The sequence below is a fragment of the Desulfovibrio intestinivivus genome (assembly GCF_053570665.1).
The window spans coordinates 2,257,362-2,275,231 of record NZ_JBRBQT010000001.1; the positions used below are offsets into that span (position 1 = coordinate 2,257,362).

20 protein-coding genes are annotated in these 17,870 nt (G+C 58.8%); 1 reads left to right on the forward strand and 19 read right to left on the reverse strand.

The genetic code is table 11. From position 1 onward, the window contains the following. Positions 1–4: 4 nt before the first annotated feature. From ACUZ9P_RS09780 to ACUZ9P_RS09870, 19 genes are all read right to left on the reverse strand, one after another. Positions 5–481 carry a multiheme c-type cytochrome gene (locus ACUZ9P_RS09780; RefSeq protein ID WP_449249554.1) on the reverse strand — a complete coding sequence of 159 codons (477 nt, stop codon included), beginning with the start codon at positions 479–481 and terminating at the stop codon, positions 5–7. An 832-nt stretch (positions 482–1,313) separates the two neighbouring features. Continuing rightward, on the reverse strand, positions 1,314–1,745 hold the full coding sequence (locus ACUZ9P_RS09785; protein ID WP_022658517.1) for a EutP/PduV family microcompartment system protein: 432 nt from the start codon (positions 1,743–1,745) through the stop codon (positions 1,314–1,316). Positions 1,746–1,752: 7 nt separating this feature from the next. Next, positions 1,753–2,100 carry a BMC domain-containing protein gene (locus tag ACUZ9P_RS09790; RefSeq protein ID WP_022658518.1) on the reverse strand — a complete coding sequence of 116 codons (348 nt, stop codon included), beginning with the start codon at positions 2,098–2,100 and terminating at the stop codon, positions 1,753–1,755. 139 nt (positions 2,101–2,239) lie between these two features. Continuing rightward, positions 2,240–2,791, reverse strand: coding sequence for a BMC domain-containing protein (locus ACUZ9P_RS09795; protein ID WP_298992712.1), 552 nt, complete (start codon positions 2,789–2,791; stop codon positions 2,240–2,242). A 17-nt stretch (positions 2,792–2,808) separates the two neighbouring features. Then, positions 2,809–4,134, reverse strand: a complete 1,326-nt coding sequence (locus tag ACUZ9P_RS09800) for a 4Fe-4S dicluster domain-containing protein (RefSeq protein WP_449249555.1) — start codon at positions 4,132–4,134, stop codon at positions 2,809–2,811. Positions 4,135–4,335: 201 nt separating this feature from the next. After that, a complete protein-coding gene (locus ACUZ9P_RS09805) occupies positions 4,336–4,614 on the reverse strand; it encodes a BMC domain-containing protein (RefSeq protein ID WP_108702565.1) in 279 nt (92 codons plus the stop codon). 45 nt (positions 4,615–4,659) lie between these two features. Further along, positions 4,660–4,989, reverse strand: coding sequence for a hypothetical protein (locus ACUZ9P_RS09810; protein ID WP_022658522.1), 330 nt, complete (start codon positions 4,987–4,989; stop codon positions 4,660–4,662). Between the two features lie 29 nt (positions 4,990–5,018). Next, a complete protein-coding gene (locus tag ACUZ9P_RS09815) occupies positions 5,019–5,591 on the reverse strand; it encodes a BMC domain-containing protein (protein WP_449249556.1) in 573 nt (190 codons plus the stop codon). Positions 5,592–5,594: 3 nt separating this feature from the next. Then, positions 5,595–5,882 (reverse strand): EutN/CcmL family microcompartment protein, encoded by a 288-nt coding sequence (locus tag ACUZ9P_RS09820; protein WP_022658524.1) that lies wholly within the window; start codon positions 5,880–5,882, stop codon positions 5,595–5,597. 7 nt (positions 5,883–5,889) lie between these two features. Then, positions 5,890–6,483, reverse strand: a complete 594-nt coding sequence (locus ACUZ9P_RS09825; RefSeq protein ID WP_449249557.1) for a hypothetical protein — start codon at positions 6,481–6,483, stop codon at positions 5,890–5,892. Between the two features lie 58 nt (positions 6,484–6,541). After that, complete coding sequence (eutJ, locus tag ACUZ9P_RS09830; protein WP_298992697.1) at positions 6,542–7,363, reverse strand: ethanolamine utilization protein EutJ; 822 nt, start codon at positions 7,361–7,363, stop codon at positions 6,542–6,544. 1 nt (position 7,364) lies between these two features. Then, entirely contained in the window at positions 7,365–8,036 is a 672-nt protein-coding gene (locus ACUZ9P_RS09835; protein ID WP_022658527.1) for a phosphate propanoyltransferase, read from the reverse strand. Positions 8,037–8,248: 212 nt separating this feature from the next. Next, positions 8,249–8,536 carry a BMC domain-containing protein gene (locus ACUZ9P_RS09840; protein ID WP_022658528.1) on the reverse strand — a complete coding sequence of 96 codons (288 nt, stop codon included), beginning with the start codon at positions 8,534–8,536 and terminating at the stop codon, positions 8,249–8,251. A 130-nt stretch (positions 8,537–8,666) separates the two neighbouring features. Further along, on the reverse strand, positions 8,667–10,178 hold the full coding sequence (locus ACUZ9P_RS09845) for an acetaldehyde dehydrogenase (acetylating) (RefSeq protein ID WP_449249558.1): 1,512 nt from the start codon (positions 10,176–10,178) through the stop codon (positions 8,667–8,669). Between the two features lie 3 nt (positions 10,179–10,181). Next, positions 10,182–10,721 carry a BMC domain-containing protein gene (locus ACUZ9P_RS09850; protein ID WP_449249559.1) on the reverse strand — a complete coding sequence of 180 codons (540 nt, stop codon included), beginning with the start codon at positions 10,719–10,721 and terminating at the stop codon, positions 10,182–10,184. Between the two features lie 57 nt (positions 10,722–10,778). Then, the gene (gene cutD / locus ACUZ9P_RS09855) at positions 10,779–11,711 is read right to left on the reverse strand and encodes a choline TMA-lyase-activating enzyme (protein WP_449249560.1); all 933 of its coding nucleotides are present in this window, start codon (positions 11,709–11,711) and stop codon (positions 10,779–10,781) included. 57 nt (positions 11,712–11,768) lie between these two features. Continuing rightward, a complete protein-coding gene (gene cutC / locus ACUZ9P_RS09860; protein ID WP_449249562.1) occupies positions 11,769–14,327 on the reverse strand; it encodes a choline trimethylamine-lyase in 2,559 nt (852 codons plus the stop codon). 58 nt (positions 14,328–14,385) lie between these two features. Beyond that, a complete protein-coding gene (locus ACUZ9P_RS09865; protein ID WP_449249563.1) occupies positions 14,386–15,837 on the reverse strand; it encodes an aldehyde dehydrogenase family protein in 1,452 nt (483 codons plus the stop codon). Positions 15,838–15,857: 20 nt separating this feature from the next. Continuing rightward, positions 15,858–16,454: a BMC domain-containing protein gene (locus ACUZ9P_RS09870; RefSeq protein WP_192111456.1), complete on the reverse strand. Its 597-nt coding sequence runs from the start codon at positions 16,452–16,454 to the stop codon at positions 15,858–15,860. Between the two features lie 497 nt (positions 16,455–16,951). Here ACUZ9P_RS09870 and ACUZ9P_RS09875 point away from each other — a divergent pair, with 497 nt between their 5' ends. Further along, positions 16,952–17,800 (forward strand): MerR family transcriptional regulator, encoded by an 849-nt coding sequence (locus ACUZ9P_RS09875; RefSeq protein WP_298992667.1) that lies wholly within the window; start codon positions 16,952–16,954, stop codon positions 17,798–17,800. The last annotated feature ends 70 nt before the right edge of the window (positions 17,801–17,870 follow it).

Here is a 17,870-nt window from a genome sequence, read left to right on the forward strand (position 1 = left end):
CGAACTAGTGCGCGCCGGAAAAGATCAGTGGCTTGAATTTGAAATCCTGAATCCGCTCGGAATTATGGCATGCCGTGCAGGTTTCCACGGCAGGCTTTCTGCTGATGGATTGAGGGTCCTGATTTTCCGCATGTTCGCTGCCTGGGCCGTGGCATGTCTCGCAACCAACATCGGCCAGTTCAGGCGTTGTTTCTATGCTTTTGAATCCGCCCTTGTTGTAGCCTGTAGTGTGGCATTCGTAGCATTTTTGAAGCTCGTGCTCCTTGAGCTTTGGCTTCATGATGGCTACAGAACCCCAAGAGTGGGCTTTTTTGGAGTGTTTGATAAAAGAATTATACTGCTCTTCATGGCATGGAGCGCAGTTTTTAGAGCCTATGTAAGTTTTTGAGTTGTCGGCATTGCCTGCTTGAACAAAAAATAGCTGAACAAATGTGAAGAGTAGGGCTGAAAGAATACATTTTTTAGATAAATACAGCATCATCACGTTCTCTTTGATGGTTGTTTTTGTAGCCAGCCTGTAGCACCTGTGAGGAGCGGGACTTTGTCACTTCAAAAAACGTAAACCCATGAATCGTGAATCAGTGCGGAAACCCTATATTCTTCGAAGGGCAATGCCGCAGTAACGCAGAGCCTTTCGGCACGTTTTATTAAATGATTATGCCTTGTTTGGAATTTGTGCTGTTTTTCTCATTTCGCGGGTGAGGATCAGGCCAATGCCGCGCCAGTTATGGGATGCAGTACAGACTCTATAATGTTGTTGTCTGACGTTGTTATACGCAAAAAATTTGAAATTGCACTCACTGATCAAGCAATGAATAGATTAAAAAACGATAATAGTATTGTTTACAGGTGGAGCGCCCAAGATTAATTAACCATATCTTTTTAATAAGTATCGGCTGTTTTGCAAAAATTTCCCAAAAACAGGCACAGATTTAAATGGTTAGCACAAAAAAATTTTAAAGTGAATATGCTCACGAAAACAGGAAAGATCATCTCCTGTGCAACAGTATATAGTAGTTGCATTTGAATGGATTTTTTTACTTCAATACATGAGTTTTAGATGTGATTTTTATTGAACACGGATGCTTGTTGTTGATGAATAAGAAAATGATTATCAATTTTGTTCATCTTTTTATGTTGCAGGTATAAATCTCAAATCATGAGTGCAGGAGTGTGCGTGGTCGTGCCAAGCTAATGCTGGAGAAAACAATCTCCTCATGAATATTGACTGGATTAATGCATATCGCGGTGGTCAATAATGCAGGGGAATGGCAGATCGCGCGGGACTTGCGGCGGGCAGTATTTTAAAGGATTCAGGCTTTGAGCGGCAGGGCGGCGCGTAGTTCGTCCACGCCAGCGAGGGTGACGGAGCTCAGCGCAACAATTTGCGCTGTCCCCGCGCTGTGCAGAAAGCGTCGTGCGCGTTCCGTGTTGGCTGCGTCCATGTCTGTCTTGCTGATGACGCCAACGACGGTGCGATTGAATATGCGGGCAAAACCCGGCGGGAAGGCGGAGGTTGGGCGGGTGGCGTCCTGCACAAAAAGAATGGCCGCGCATTCGGTGGCCAGGGTGATGAGGGCGCAGTAAAAGCGGCGGTTTTCCAGAAATTCCGGCGGGGGAAAAACAAATTCTCCGGCGTATTCCACGGCCATGGTACGCCGCAGATCCGGTACGGTGCAGCCCAGCAGGCGGGCAACAGTGCGTCTGCCCACCCCCCGTTCGCCCATAAGCATAATGCGGCGCACGGCAGGCCTATGACCGGGTGCAATCGGTCAGGTCGTAGTGGAGCACATCGCCAAAATAGCGCAGCACTTCACGCAGCCCGGCTTCCACGCTGGCAACATCGCCGGTGAGCAGCAGGGAGCCGCCAAACCTGTCCAGAAAGCCGATCTGCACATCGGCGGCCTTGGTGGCTATATCTGCGGCAATGATCACGCCTTCGCTGGGCGTGATGGTGAGGATGCCGATGGCGTCTGTTGCGCTTTCGTCAAGGCCGAGCTTGAGGGGAATGTCGCGCTGGGGGCTGGCGATAAGGTGCGCCAGAGTGATCTGCCTGCCGGGCACATACTCCTGTATGACGCGCTGTTTCGCTTCTTCCATGGTGCGGCTGCCTGTTTGCTTGAAGGAATGTTGATGGGCGCGCGGGGAGTCTGGCTCCCCGCGCAAGGGGTTGCCCGAGAGTAAACTAGTTAGAGCATTTCAACTTTGAAATGCTTCACATTTCAAAGTTCATCTGCTTCTAGAGCAATTGCTTTTTGAGATCATCGCTGGGCGAGGGGATCACAATCTTGCTGACCACCGGGCCGCCGTCCGTCACGTTGGCAGCGCCAGCGTCCACGGATGACTGCACGGCGCTGACCTCGCCCGTCATGAGCACAAAGGCTTTGCCGCCCAGGCCCGCAGAAAGGCGCAGCTCCACAAGCTGCACATCGCCAGCCTTGGCTGCGGCATCTGCCGCCAGCACGCAGGAAGCTGCGGTGTATGTTTCAATAATGCCGAGAGCGTTGATCTTTTCCCTGATTGCGGTGCCGTTCATGGCAGGGATAACGCTTTCGTGCACGTTGGGGATGATAAAGGAATCCACCACCAGATCCGCGCCCAGGTGCAACCCGGTCTGCACGGAGCTGGTCACGGCTCCGGTATCGCCGGTGATGACCACAAGATAACGGCCAGGGCAGGTGGGGCGGGAGATAACCAGCTCCACATTGGCGGCTTTGACCATTTCGTCCGCCGTCTGAATGCCCACGCCGATGCTGTTCAGTTCCACACAGCCTATAGTGCGTAATTTCATGCCGCTCACCTGTTGCTTCACGCCTTGATGGTTATGATGCCGTTTTCAACGGCAGTGACCACGCCGTCAATGCTGGCGTGTACGCGCGCGCCCATGGCCCCTTCGGGGATTTCACCGATGAGGTCGCCTGTTTTGACGCTGTCGCCCGCATGCACCACGGCAAGGGCGGGCGCGCCTATGTGCTGGCGCAGGGGAATGCGCACTTCCGAAGGCGTATAGTCACCGGCAAAGTGCGGGTGCGCTTCATAACCCGCAAGCCCAAGCCTGCTTACAAGGCGGCTGGTGGGAATCCTGCGCTCGTCGCGGAAACGCGAGGCCACAAGGGGTTCGCCCCTGTTTTCCCACTTGACCCCGGCGGCCATGAGTTCCTTTTTGAGCTGCGCGTTCACTTCCCTGGGCGAAAGGCCCATGGGGCAGGCGAACTTTTCGCAGATGCCGCATTCGGAGCAGAGCAGGGCCTCGCGCGCGATGGGCGAATCCACGGCCTGCCCGTCGAGCACGCGCATAAGCCGGTGCGGGTGCAGGCTGTGACCAAGCAGTTGCCGGGGGCAAAGATCGGTACACTGCGAGCACTGACAGCAGATGGTGTTCGTAAGGCGTTTGACCGTGTGCGGGTCCATGACCTTGCGGCACACCACGTTGTGGTCGGGCGGCAGCACAAGCAGGCCGCTTGTGGTCTTGGTGACAGGCTGATCCGTATCGGGCAGCACGCGGCCCATCATGGGGCCGCCGTCCACCACGCGGTATTCGTCAATAGTCGGCCCGCCCGCAAATTGCAGCACCTCGGCAACCCTGGTACCCACGGGCACGCGCACCACCATGGGCTTGCGCACCTCGCATCCCACGGTGAGGTAGCGGTGGGTTACAGGTTTGCCGTCCAGCGCGTGGGCCACATTGCAGAGCGATTCCACATTGCTTACCACCGCGCCGATCTGCAAAGGAATGCCGCGCTCGGGCACAATGCCGCCCAGCACTTCATACACCATAACCTGCTCGTCGCCGGCGGGGTAGAAGTCGCCCAGTTCAAAGGCCTCGATGCGCCCCTTGCCAAGGCGGGCAACGCCTTCGCGCACACGCTGCATGGCATGGGCGTGTTTGCCCTTGAGGCAGATGACGCCGCGCCCGGCCCCTGTGCAATCCATCATGGCCTCGAGGCCGCGCACCAGAGTGTCCACCTGTGTTTCCATCAGATACGGATCGCTCATCAGCAGCGGTTCGCACGAAGCCCCGTTGACCAGCACCGTCTGCGCGGCGGCATCGGCCTTGACGTGTGTGGGCAGGCCTGCGCCCCCCGCACCTACCACGCCAGCCGCGCGAATGGCGTCAACAATTGGTTTTCCCATGATGTCCTCTCACTGGAATTATCGCAAAGCGGGCCGCCAGAGCACTTCACTCCTGAAATGTTCGCTTACGACAGGCCAAGCCTGCCTGCTCGCATTTCGTGGCAAGGATTTTCAGAAAAATCCCTGCAGAGCAGTTACCCCATTTCCTTCGTAAACTGCCCTAACCGCACCCGCCGCAATCACACTACCCGGCTTCAGGCTTTACTTGCACTTGGGCAGAATCATTTCCACTTCTTCATGGGGGCGGGGGATCACGTGCACGCTCACAAGTTCGCCCACGCGCGAGGCAGCGGCAGCGCCCGCATCGGTGGCAGCCTTAACAGCGCCCACATCGCCACGCACCATCACGGTCACCAGACCGGAACCCACCTGTTCGCGACCGATAAGGGTCACGTTGGCAGCCTTGACCATGGCATCGGCAGCTTCCACAGCGCCAACAAGACCACGGGTTTCAACCATACCGAGAGCGTCAGTCATTATAGCCATTGTAATCTCCTTTTATGTTTGCGTATGCGCGGCAGAGGCTTAAGCGTGAAGGCTCTTGCCGATCACTGCCACGGTTTCAAGCGTCACCTTCCGCAGTTCATCGGGGTCGGTGATGCCATAGTGCTGTTTGATGATGGCGGCCACGCCGATGAGCAGGTCATCGCAGTGTTCGTCATGCCCGTCATGCGCGTGCTGCGAGCATTCGCCATGTGCGCAGTGCGCGGCGGCCTCGTCGTAGCTTAGCTGGACGCCGCGTTTGCAAAGTTCATCGCGCGCTCCGGGGGTCAGAATCTTAGCAGAGTCCATCACAAGCTTGTTGCCGTGGATGAACTGATCAAGATTATCAATGGTTATCAGCGTTTTTCCCATATGTGCCTCGTTCGTTCCGCAGGCGCGGGTTATTGTTGGGCGTCATTGGCGCTGCGCCGCGCCGTGCCCGCCAGCGCGCTGACTACTTCCGGGTCGGGCTGGGGAATGACCACCATACGCATCAGGTTGTTGCCCAGCACTTCAGCGGCTGCGGCTGCGGCTTCACGCACGGCGGCCACATCGCCTGTCAGCACAAAGTATGATTTGCCGCCAATGCCCTGGCCAAGAACCATGCGCATCAGCGACACCGCCGCCTGTTTGACGGCCTTGTCTGCCGCTATGACGCTGTCCGCCGCGTTGCGGCATTCAACAACGCCCAGGGCCGCGCCGCCGATTTCAGCGGGCATGCGTCGCAGAACATTGAGCACCTGGCTGGACACATTGGAAACAACATAGCTGCCCGCAAGGCGCGCTTCCGTTGCTCTGGCGGCATGCACCGAGGCGTCAACCGCCTCTCTGTCTCCCCCCACAAGGATGAGAAAGCGCCCTGCGCACACAACGGAAGCGCGCACCAGCGTGACCGGAGCGGCCTTGAGCATGATATCGGCCAGCTCCGCCCCAGCGGCTATGCTGCGGCTGTCCACAATACCCAGCGTATCCATGAGCTATTCGCTCTCCGGGCTTTTGCCCATCATTTCTTCCTGATCCAGAATGCCCACAATGGCTGCATCAACAGGGGATTCCTGATTGTACAGAGCCTTGCGGGCCGGGCTGCCGGTGGTGATAAGCACGCGCTCGCCAATACCGGCTCCCACGCAGTCCACCGCCACAAAACTTTCGGCCAGCCTGTTGTGGGCGAGGTCAAGGCGCTGTACCACCATGAGCTTGAGCCCGTTGAGGGAATCTTCCTTTCGCGTGGCCCATACGTTACCGACGACAATGCCTATCAGCATGCGACACCTACAGATCTTTCAAAATGGTCATGTTGCGTTCCGCCGCCGCATCCTGCGCCAGCGGTGTTACAACGGCCCCTTGGGGAGCACGCAGGGTGCGCGCGCCCGTTGCGGCGGCCTCGGCCACATGGTTTGCGGTTATAAGACAATCGCGCGTGCGCGACGCTTCCGGCGCGACATCGGTGAGTTCCGTCAGGCCAAAAGCCGCAAGCCGCGCTTCATATTCTTCATACAGGCGCAAAAGCGCGTCCGGGGCAGTGGCGGCGTGTGCGCGGTAGGCAAAGCCAAGGGTGCGCACCTGCTTGCCCTGCAAGAGCAGGTCGAGCACTTCGCGCTGGGCAAGGCTTGAGCCGCGCCCCAGCGCCAGATCCGCCATGTCCGGGCAGGAAAGCTCCGGCAGGATGTAGAGGGCCGGTTCCTGCCCGGCGCTCTGCCCCTGAAAGCACACCTGCATGGCGCTGCCGAGGCGCTTTTCCACCTGACGGGCGAGGGCTTCGTCCCTGGGGGCCAGCACCTGAGCCACGGACGCGGGCCTGGTATCAAGCTGATCCAGCACGGCCCGCACTACGGCGGTAATGAGTGTGTTCAGTTCCACGGGCATAAGCCGCGCTCCTATAATCATTTAAGACTCTGAATTATATTCGTAAAAGCAAAACGTTCTAGTCAGTGCAGTTGAGGGCGATGCCCAGCGGCGTCACCAGAAAAGGATTGGCGGGCTTGAATGTGGGCACGCCGGTGTCCTTCTGGATGATGGATTCCATATCCGCGAGGCAGCAGGTGCCGCCCACAAGGTACAGGGCCGAAACCTTGCGCCCTTGAATGTGCTTCCTGATGATGGCCGCCATCTTTTCAATCACGGGGCGCACCACGGGCAAAAGTTCCTTGTGGCGGCTCGCGTCCTTTTTCAGGTCTTCAGCTTCGTCAAAGGGGATGTCGTAATTGCCCGCCAGCACGAGCGAAACGTGCGTTCCACCCGTGGGTTCGTCAGCCACGTACACAACCTTGCCGTCCTGCAACAGGGCAATGCCGGTGGTGCCGCCGCCGATATCCACGATGGCGCCGTCGCGCACCTGCAAAACACTGTTGGCCGCAGTGGGTTCGTCAAGCAGGGCGGTGACGCGATAGCCAGCGGCCTCCGCCACATGGCGGTGGGTTGCGCAGTCGCGCTCGCTGGTGCCGGGCGGAACGGCAATGGCGGCATTCTCAAGCTTGCGGCCAAGGCGTTCTTCCAGCTCTTCGGTCAGCTCGCGCACAATGCGCGCGCCGCCCGCGTAGTCCACCACCAGACCGTCACGCACCACCTGGGCAAAGCGCATGGCACAGGCCACGGGCTCGCGTTTGGCATTGACCACAACCACCACAATATACGCGGTGCCAAGGTCTACACCCACATAGAGGGGTTCCGTGGGGCTGACCTTGCGGGGATTTTCCCGGCACTGGTCAAGCGTGGCGATCAGTTTATCCGCTGCGGCAAAGTCCATATCAGCCCCTTGAGCGCCGCACGATGACGCCGGTGACGCCGGGCTTCCAGCCTGCGCTGTTGCCTTCGTCCGCATCAATGTGCATGGCAAGTTTAAAGGAGTCGCTCACGCGCACCAGCACGTCTTCAAGAATCATGGGCCGTTCCGTATCAAGACGCACGGCGACCTTGTCCTTGTCCTTGAGGCCGAAACGCTCGGCATCATCGGTGTGCATGTGGATGTGGCGGGCGGCAACAATCACGCCCGATTCCAGGCCCACAATGCCCGTGGTGGATGCAAGCACAATGCCAGGGGTGTCCTTGGTGTCGCCGCTCTGGCGCACCGGAGGATTGATGCCCAGAATGCGGGCATCGGTCTTGGAAAGTTCAATCTGCGAAACGCTGCGGGCGGGGCCGAGAACGGCCACCTTGTCCATGACGCCCTTGGGGCCGATCAGCCGCACACGTTCAACACACAAAAATTGTCCCGGCTGCGAGAGCGGCCTTTCGGGTCGCAGGGCCTCACCGTACAGCGACAGCGCATCTTCGACGCTCAGATGGACGTGACGGGCGGAAATCTCCACCGGGATAGGCCCGGCGTTCATGGTTTCTTCCCTGCCGCTGCTGGCGCACTGCTCTGTCAGCACCTTGCGCACAACATCTGTCACAATGTCCTTGATCGCTTGTTCGTTCATCTTGGCTCCAGCATGCAACGGCTGCGCATTGGGCAACCGCCTTGTAAATACGCGGGAATTGGGCCGCAGGCTCAAATTCCTTTGGCGGGCGTCTTTTCATGGGCAACGCCGCGCCGTTTCCGTAGAAGCGTTCTGCCTGTGGCTCCCCCGGCGCTGCTCACGCGCAGCGCGCTGCCCGTCAGTGTGCGCCGGGGGGCCAGATACGGCAAAGACTAGGCTTCGCGCTTGGGCAGAATCATTTCCACTTCGCTGTGGGGGCGGGGGATCACGTGCACGCTCACGAGTTCGCCCACCTTTTTGGCAGCGGCGGCACCGGCGTCAGTGGCGGCCTTAACAGCGCCCACATCGCCGCGCACCATCACGGTGACAAGGCCGGAACCCACCTGGCTGCGGCCAATAAGGGTTACGTTGGCGGCTTTCACCATGGCATCGGCGGCTTCAATGGCGCCCACAAGACCACGGGTTTCGATCATGCCCAGAGCGTTGGCGGAAGCGGTCATAGCTATTCTCCTTGCGTTATTTGCGTATGTTGTTGTGCCCCTGAGCGGGTCATGCCGTTGGGGGCATTCCGCAATAACGGGCTGTTACGGTTACATTGGGCTGGCGCAGGCCAGCCCGGTGTAGCTGCTGCTAAAGAACCTTCTTCAGCTCGGCCACAATCAGTTCGGTGACGGCGTTGATATCAATGTTGCCAGCGCCCGCAGCCGGAGCAGACGTGCCATGACCGCTGCTGGAGCAGCAGGAGGCGGTAGGGGCAGCATGGCTGGCCGCGCCGTGCCCGTTGCCGGAGCAGCAGCACTGGGAGTTGAGGTCATAGGCCACACGGCGAATGTTGATAAGGTTCATGGGCGTGACGTTGTCGGAAGTCGCGCTGCCGCCAACGGCGCCGCAGCCCAGGGTGAACGAGGGGAACAGCCCGGTGCTGAGGCCCACCGCGCCCTGTGTGGCGGGCGTGTTGACCATGATGCGCGAAACAGGCTTTTTGAGGCCGAATTCGCGGATGATTTCTTCGTTGTTGGAGTGGATGGCAAGGGTGTGCCCAGCGCCGCAGTTGTGCAGCAGGGCGGTGCACAGTTCGCAGGCTTCATGCCAGTCTTCCACCACGTAAAAGCCGAGCAGGGCCGTGAGCTTTTCCTTGGAGAAAGGATACTTGGGGCCAACGCCCTTTTCGTCCGAAACGAGCAGGCGCGTACCCTGGGGCACGTCGATGCCGGCGATGCGGGCGATGGTCTGGGCGTCGCGCCCCACAATGGCGGGGTTCATGCTGCCATTGCCGCGTTCCATGACGTTCTTGACCTTTTCCAGCTTTTCGCCCTGGAGGAAGTAGGCTCCCTGGGCTTCCAACGTGGCGCGCACCTTGGCGGCGATGCAGGATTCGGTGACGATGGACTGCTCGGAGGCGCAGATGGTGCCGTTGTCGAAAGTTTTGCTGCTCATGATCTTGGTCACGGCGCTTTCGATATCAGCGGTGCGTTCGATAAAGGCGGGCGTATTGCCAGCGCCCACGCCCAGAGCAGGCGTGCCGGAGCTGTACGCGGCCTTGACCATGCCGGGGCCGCCCGTGGCAAGGATGAGATCGCAGATCTTCATCAGTTCGTTGGTGCCTTCAATGGTGGGAATGGTGATGCAGCTCACCAGATCAGGCGACACGTTGCAGCTGCGCAGCGCGCCCTGAATGATTTCCACCGTCTTGGCAATGCACTTGCGGGCGCTGGGGTGCGGCGTAAACACAATGGCGTTGCCCGACTTGAGCGAGATGAGCGACTTGTAGATGGTGGTGGACGTGGGGTTGGTGGAGGGCACAATACCCGCAATCACACCCACGGGCACGGCCACTTCCACAACCTTGGTCTGGTTGTTGGTGGAAAGAATGCCCACGGTCTTCATGTCGCGAATGCAGGCATAGACCTTTTCGCTGGCAAGCAGGTTCTTGGTCTTTTTGTCCTGCGGTTTGCCAAAGCCGGTTTCTTCCGCAGCCATTGCGCCCAGCGTTTCAGCCTGGGCAGCTGTGGCTTCGGAAACGGCCTTGATCACGGCGTCCACACGCTCCTGGCTCATCTGTGCGAATTCCGGCTGCGCCTTGCGCGCAGCGCGAACCAGTGCGCGCACCTCCTGAATGGAGAGCAAATCCTTATCGACCATTTCTTACTCCTTTTCCTTCAGAGCCGCCCGGCAAATGGCGTCTATCAGCGTTTTCTTGTCGGAGGAGACAATCTGCCCGCTCGTGAGCGGAACCTGAAGGTCTCTGGCCAACTGCCGAAGTTTGTTTATGCTCATGCCCGAGAGCTTTTCCTTGCTCGGGGGCGCGGCCTGCGTGGCGGGCTTCGCCTTGTCGGCGGGGTCAGTCATGCTTGTCTGGCCTTCCTGTGCGGCCTCTGCCGGGGCCGCCGCCTCAATCTCAATGCTGCGCGGTTGCAACAGCAAAATATGTTCAAGCTCCGCATCGGGGCGGGGGATGACATGCCGCGAAACGCACTCCGCGCCTTCAATGCGCGCAATGGAGGCCGCTGCTGCGTCCACGGAGGACTGCACGGCAGCCACTTCGCCTGCAATGGTGATGGTCACAAGCCCGCCGGAAGCAAGGGACTTTTCGAGCAGGCGCACGTCTGCCGCCTTGAGCATGGCGTCGGCAGCCTCAATGGCTCCTATCAAGCCCCTCGTTTCCACAAGTCCTAATGCCAGCATGCTTTTTCTCCTTCACTGCGCAAGGGCGCGGCGCGGGTTTGTCTGTATCTGACTGCTTTAATGCCTGATAGTCTTCACATCGAGGTCATAGCCACGCAAAATGCTTTCCATTGTCGCCATATCCCGGTCATCAAGCACAGGGTTGTCCTTGATGGGATATTCCATGTCGAGCTGGGCGTACTTGCCGACGCCCATTTTGTGGTAGGGGAGCAGATCAACACCCTTTAAATTTTTCATACCTTTGTAATTATACAGAAATTTTCCTACGGCGTGCAGCTCTTCCGCATCGTTGTTGTATCCCTTCAGCAGGGGCATGCGGATACGCACGTTGCTGCCGTTTTCAAGCAGCCAGCTCAGGTTCGCCAGTATGGTCTCGTTGCGCACGCCTGTGAGGGCATAGTGCTTTTCCGGATTCATGTGCTTGATGTCGAAGAGGAAGAGATCAACCACTTCGGCAAGCTGGCGCACCACTTCAGGCCGGGCATAGCCGCACGTTTCCATGGCGGTGTTGATGCCTTTGTGCTTACAGGCCAGGAGCAGGTTTGCCACGGCTTCCGGCTGGAGCATGGGCTCGCCGCCGCCAACGGTAACGCCCCCGCCGGAGCTCTGGTAAAAGGGCCAGTCCTGTTCCACCACTTCCAGCAGTTCAGAAATGCCCTTGCATTCGCCCGCGATGGCCAGCGCCCCCTGAGGGCAGGCCTTGACGCAGCGCCCGCAGGCAATGCAGTCAAGCTCCCTGTTTACGGTATGCTGGCCTTGCTCTCCTGCGAGCGCGTGAATGCCTGAGGGGCAGACGGGCACGCACGCGCCGCAGGAGATGCAAAGGTCTTTTTTGTACAGCACATCACAGCGCCGACGTTGGCTTTCGGGGTTTGAGCACCATTTGCAGCGAAGGGCGCAGCCCTTGAAGAAAACGATGGTGCGTATGCCCGGACCGTCATACATATTGTATTTCTGTATGTTGAAAACTATGGCTTTTCTTTCGATCACGGTGCTTTTCCCCTGCCGTATGCCGTTACGCTTGTGTTGCCGTAAGTACCGGGCGGCCTAGAAGTGGCGCAGCACGGTTCTGCTGATGATTTCGTCCTGAACGTCCTTGCACAGCTCGATGAAGAAGGCGCTGTAGCCAGCCACGCGCACAACCAGATCGCGGAAGTCCTTGGGGTTCTTCTGCGCATCAAGCAGGGTCTGGTTATCCAGATAGTTGAACTGCATTTCGCCGTTGCCAAGGATGCTGGCCGTGCGGATGAGGGTGATGACGCCCTGTTCGCCTTCGGGGGTATCCAGCAGGCCGGACATGAGCTTGAAGTTGTGCACCATGCCGATGTTCATGTTGTCGTTGGACATCTTGGACACGCTCTTGATGATGGCGGTGGGGCCTTTGACGTCCGCGCCCTGGGTGGGGCTGATGCCGTCGGAAAGGGGCTGCCATGCGCTGCGGCCGTTGGCGGATGCGCCAAGCAGCTGACCGAAGGGCGTGTTGTTGGAGATGGACAGGGTGCCGTGGCTCAGAATGGAGTAGAGCGTGCGGTACTTGCGGTGCTCCTGCTCGGTGAACGACACGAGGTCGGCGGCGATGTCGTCGGCGTAGTCGTCGTCGTTGCCGTACTTGGGCGCGGCAAGGCAGTCGGCCAGCACGGCGTCGTAACCCTTGAAGTCGGCCTTGAGGGCTTCGTTCATGTATTCAAGCGTGTACTTCTTGTCTTCGTACACAAGCTTCTTGATGGCGGCCATGGAGTCCACGTAGGTGGCAAGACCGCTCCAGACCACGCCGGGGCCGAAGTTGTACATGGCGCCGCCAGCGGCCACGTCGCAGCCGTGTTCCATGCAGCCTTCGTACATGATGGACATGAGCGGCTTGGGCGCAAAGTCGCGGTGCACGCGCTGGGAAATGACCGTGGCAACGCTGGACCACTTGGTGATGTAGCAGATCTGCTCCTTCACCGCGGCCTCGAACTTTTCGTAGGTGTCAAACTGGCTCAGGTCGCCGGAGTCGGGGCAGACCTGCTTGCCGTACCACAGCGGCACGCCGTGGTTGAGCACCAGTTCGATGCAGATGGGCCACTGGGTGTAGGCAGTGGAGGTCCACTGGTAGAGGCGGCCCGCTTTCTGCGGTTCCACGCAACCCATGAGGCAGTAGTCGCGGGCGTCTTCAATGCTCACGCCCTTGGCCAGCATCATCTTGATGTGGGTGTCGTCAAAGTGCACGGCGGGGAAGCCCATGCCGGAACGGATGACTGCCACGATCTTTTTGAGGTATTCCTGCGGCGAGGAATTGTGCACGCGGGTTGCAAGCGAGGGCTGGTAAATACGCACGTGGCGCACGGCGTCCATGAGCAGGTAGGTCAGCTCGTTGGTGGCGTCGCGTCCTTCACGGGTAACGCCGCCCACGCACATGTTCACGAAGGGCTGGTATCCGGCAAAGAACTTGGAGCTGCCTTCGCTGGTGAGCCACATCATTTCAGACATCTTGATCAGCATGCAGCCAGCGAGGTCAAAAGCTTCGCAGGGGGTCATGCGGCCAGCTTCGATATCGGCCTTGTAGAGGGGGTACATGTACTGGTCAACGCGGCCAATGGACATGCCGGTCTGGTTTTCTTCAACCACCAGCAGGGATTCCACGGTCCACACAGCCTGAATGGCTTCCCAGAAGGTGGTGGGAGCATGGGCGGGAACGCGGGCGTTGACCTCGGAAATCTTGAGCAGTTCGGCCTTGCGCTTGGGGTCGTGTTCTTTTTCCGCAAGCTGGGCGGCGTATTCCGACATGCGCTTTGCATAGCACATGACGCCTTCGGTGGTTTCAATAACCGACTTGTAGAAGTAGATTTTGTCGATATCTTCGGGATTGGCGTAATCCAGGTGCGTCAGGTGTTCCTGCGCTTCATGCTGAATGTCCAGCATGCCTTTTTTCATCAGGATCACGTCATAGCCGGGGTTGGAGTCGCCGCCGCCGTTGAGGGCGTGGTACGAGCAGTCGGACACGTAGGATTCGCCCGAAAGTTCCCACAGACCGGCTTCGCGGTACTGGGCCTCGCAATATTCGTCAACGGACTTGCCTTCCCAGTAGGGGAAGATTTCTTCGCGCAGAACTTTCTTGTCTTCTTCAGCAAGATGGAAGGGGTCCTGCGGGCGGGAGCCGATGGTGTCCAGCTCGTCGCGCAGCCAGCGCCAGGAAATGTCGGGCGAGAACGCGCCAGCGCGCGGCGCGCCGTTGGGTGCGCCGACGATGAGTTCGTTATCCTGAATGACCAGGGGCGCTGTTTCGCAGCAGTAGCGGAAAGCCTTGGCGCGCAGCAGGATGCGCGGCATGCCGGGGTTTTCGCTGTCAATCTTGGTAATGGCGCGCGCACGGTGAATGGTGATGCGCGGCATCTGCAAAAGATAGTTGGTCTTGAGCTTGAGGTGGCGCTCTGTGGGGCCGTCAGGCACGTTGACGCCGTCAGACACGCCAGCCTTGGGGCCGGAATGCTGCGCGGGGGCAGTGGGCGTGAGGGTAACAGCCGAGCCGGAAGACGTGGCAAATATCTTGCGCAGCGTTTCGCGCTCTTCGGGCGTCAGGCTTTTGGTGACTTCTGCTATCTTTTGAGTAAAATCATGAAGATCCACGTTGATTCCTCCATGGTTTGCGATGGCGGCTCCGGCTGTTGCCGGGGCTTGTTCCGCATCACCTGTTCAATTCATTGAGAGCCTTGCGCAAAACGCGCCGCAGTGCGTCTGAAACGGGGTCGGTCTGGTCGTTCTGCTGTTCCCTGAACGAGAAGCCGCGAACGCCGTAACCCACCTTGCGCCGATAAATGAGATTCATTGGTGAAATGTTGTCGGAGCTGAATCCGTGCCCGGCCAGACCGCTGCCCTGCGTCATTGAAGGGAAAAGGTCGGTGGTGAGGCCCATGCCGCCAAAAGCGGCAGGCGTGTTGACCAGCATGCGGGCCACAGGCTTTTTGAGCGCGAACTGCTGGATGATCTCTTCATCCCGGCTGTGGATGGTCATGGTTTGGGCGTGACCCTCGCGCAGCAGAAGTTCGAGGCATTTTTCGCAGGCATGCCGCCAGTCCGGTTCAACATAATAGGCAAGCACAGGGGCCAGCAGTTCCCTGATAAAGGGGTCGGCGGGGTCCACGTAGCGGCGTTCAACCAGCAGCACACGCGTGCCCTGCGGCACGGCAATGCCCGCCTTTTCGGCCAGCACTGTTGCCGATTGCCCCAGCATGGCGCGGTTGCGGCGGCCATTGGGGTGAAACATGGTTTCGCTCAGGGCCTGGGCCTGCGCCTCGTTGATAAAACAGGCTCCGTTCGCCTCAAATGCCCGGCGCGCCAGCGGCTCGATCTTGCCGTCCACAATGACGCACTGCTCGGCAGATGGGGCCAGCCCGTTGTCAAAGCTCTTGCTGGCAAGAATGTCGTCCACGGCCTTGCAAATGTCGGCAGTGGCTTCAATAAAGGCCGGGCCGTTGCCCATGCCGCCGTAAATGAAGGGCTTGCCGCTGTGGCGCGCCGCCTCAAGCATGCTGTCCCTGCCGGTTACCAGAACCAGAGCCACAAGACGGTGGCGCATGAGTTCTTCAATGCCGCTGTCGGCGACCATGGTCAGGCAGGTCACGGAACCCTCGGGCAGGCCGTGGGCCTGACCGGCGGCAGACATGGCCGCCACCACGCGGCTGGTGCATTCCACGGCGTGCTGGTGGGGGCAAACCACAATGGAATTGCCCGCCTTAACCGCCGCAAGCACATTGCAGATGGTGGTGGAAACCGGGTTGGTGCAGGGGCTGAGGGCGGCTATAACGCCCACGGGCACACCCACTTCAAACACGTGTTGCGCAGCATCGGCGCTCTGGGGCAGTTTGCCCACGCAGCGCATGCCCCGCACGCTCTGGATGACGCGGCGGCAGGCAAAAAGGTTTTTGGCCATTTTGTCCTGCCACACGCCGCATCCGGTTTCTTCGTGGCTCATGACGGCAAGCGACTGGGCCTCAGCGGCAGCGGCTTCAGCCATGGCTTCCACCACCGTGTCCAGTGATTCCTGAGGCATGGCGGAAAGCCGCGTCTGAGCGTCAGCCGCGTTTTCAGCAAGGATGCGAGCCTGCTGGATGGAAATAAGATCCTTGTCGCCGATCATGTTTCCTCCGATGAACCCGGTCAGCTCAGGGCGTAGCGCCTTACAAGCCTGACAAGACGACGGTGGGGCGTGGGGATCACAGCGGAGCTGTAAACGGTAGCGCCCATATTGTTCACGGCCTTGATGCCAGCGGCCACTGCGGCTTGCACAGCGGCCACATCGCCCTGCACCAGGGCGGAGCAGTAACCGGAGGCCACGTTTTCGTAGCCGATCAGTTCCACGTCGGCGGCCTTGATCATGGCGTCCGCGCCTTCCATAAGAAAGACAATGCCGAAGGTTTCAATCATGCCCAGGGCGCGCAGACCGGGGTCGTCTTCTGCCACTTCGTCCAGCGTATGCGCACGGACAATGCCGCTCATGCCGCGCGCGGGGCGGGGCATGACGTTGGTGGCCGTAAGCTTGCCCACAGAGGCGGCAGCAGCGGCGCCAGCGTCAACAGAGGCCTTTACTGCGGCCACATCGCCCCGAACCATAATGGTAACGAGCGTTGAGCCAACGTTTTCGTAGCCGACAAGATCAACATCTGCGGCTTTGAGCATGCTGTCCGCGCCGTAAATGGACGGAACCATGCCAAGAGTTTCAATCAGGCCAAGGGCTTCTTCACCTGTATACTGCATACAACTCACCTCGTGGGGACCCGTGTTCGTGTCCGGGCATAGCCGGGCGGAGCAAATCTCCTAGTTCCTTTCTAGCCGTTCCCCTATAGGGAAAAGTCAAGCCATATCCCGATTTTTTTCGTCTTGTGTGTGAAATTTGTTGCAGCCCTTGCGGTGTGCGGGTTTTGGCCCCTTGCAGGGCTTTTTTTTGATTTTTCCGCCTGCTGTGCGGCAATGCGAGCGCGTGGCGGCTGCGGAGCGCGCAGAGGGGGCAGCGGCATTTTTGCGTTTAATTACGGGCCTGTCGCAAAAATGTCTGCTTTTTGCGGCAATGGGCGGCGACCTTCCCTAAAACTGGAACCTTGGGTCAGATTTGGGGAAGCAGGCGCACACAGATGGTTCAGATTGCATGAGCGCCTTGAGGGTGGGGGGCTGTGAGGGGAAGAGGCCGGAACGACTTTTGCACTATCCAAGGAGGGTACGCCCCAAGCCGGACACCGCACATTCAGGAGAGCTTCATGAATTCTCAGCGCTACACCATAAGCGAGATGAGCGAGACTTCGAATATTTCAAAAAAGGCCCTGCGTTTTTACGACAAACTGGGCCTCATCACGCCACGCTTGCGCGGGGCCAACAATTATCGCTATTACACGCATGAAGATGTGCTCTCCGTGCCGCCTCTCAAATATTACAAGCAGATGGGATTCCGGCTTGAAGAAATCCGCGCGGCCTTTGATGCGGACAGCAACGCCTCGCTGAGGGCACTGCGCGAGATGTTTACTACCAAGATGCAAGACCTGCGGCAGGAGGAAGACGTGCTGCGTTTGCGCTCGGCCTCCATCCATGACTGGCTTGAGCTGCTGCACGAGGCGGAAATGGTGCTGGATAACGATCTGCGGCAGGTATCGGTCAAATATGTTCCGCCGCAGAATCTGCTGTTCCATGACGAGGTGTTCTCTCTGGACATCAAGTCCACCATCATCAATATGGGATTCACCAATTATGTTGAATCACTGGATAATAACATCGCCGGGCCGGTCATTGTTCATTTTTCTTCGGTAGAAGAGAGGTTGAAAAAGGTGGAGCAGCCCATACAGGTTTTGCAGCGCCCCATGCGCCCATGTAAGCCGGAGCTGATGCAGACGCTTGGGGGCGTGCTCATGGCGAGCTGTTATCACATTGGCCCTTATGAAAACATCAACGACACCTACCGCAAGCTGCAACGCTGGTGTGCATCCAGCAGCTATGTGCATGCCCCTGATGCCTTTGAACGGTATGTCACCGATTACTGGACAACCAACAATGAAGCGCTTTTTGTGACCGAGGTCCTGGTGCGGGTGCGCCGCCCCAACGACACATTCGTTTAAGCGGCACGTTGCCGCCGGGCGGTGTTTGGCACAGCCCGGCAAAAGTGAAGGCCGTTGCCTGGAGAGTCCG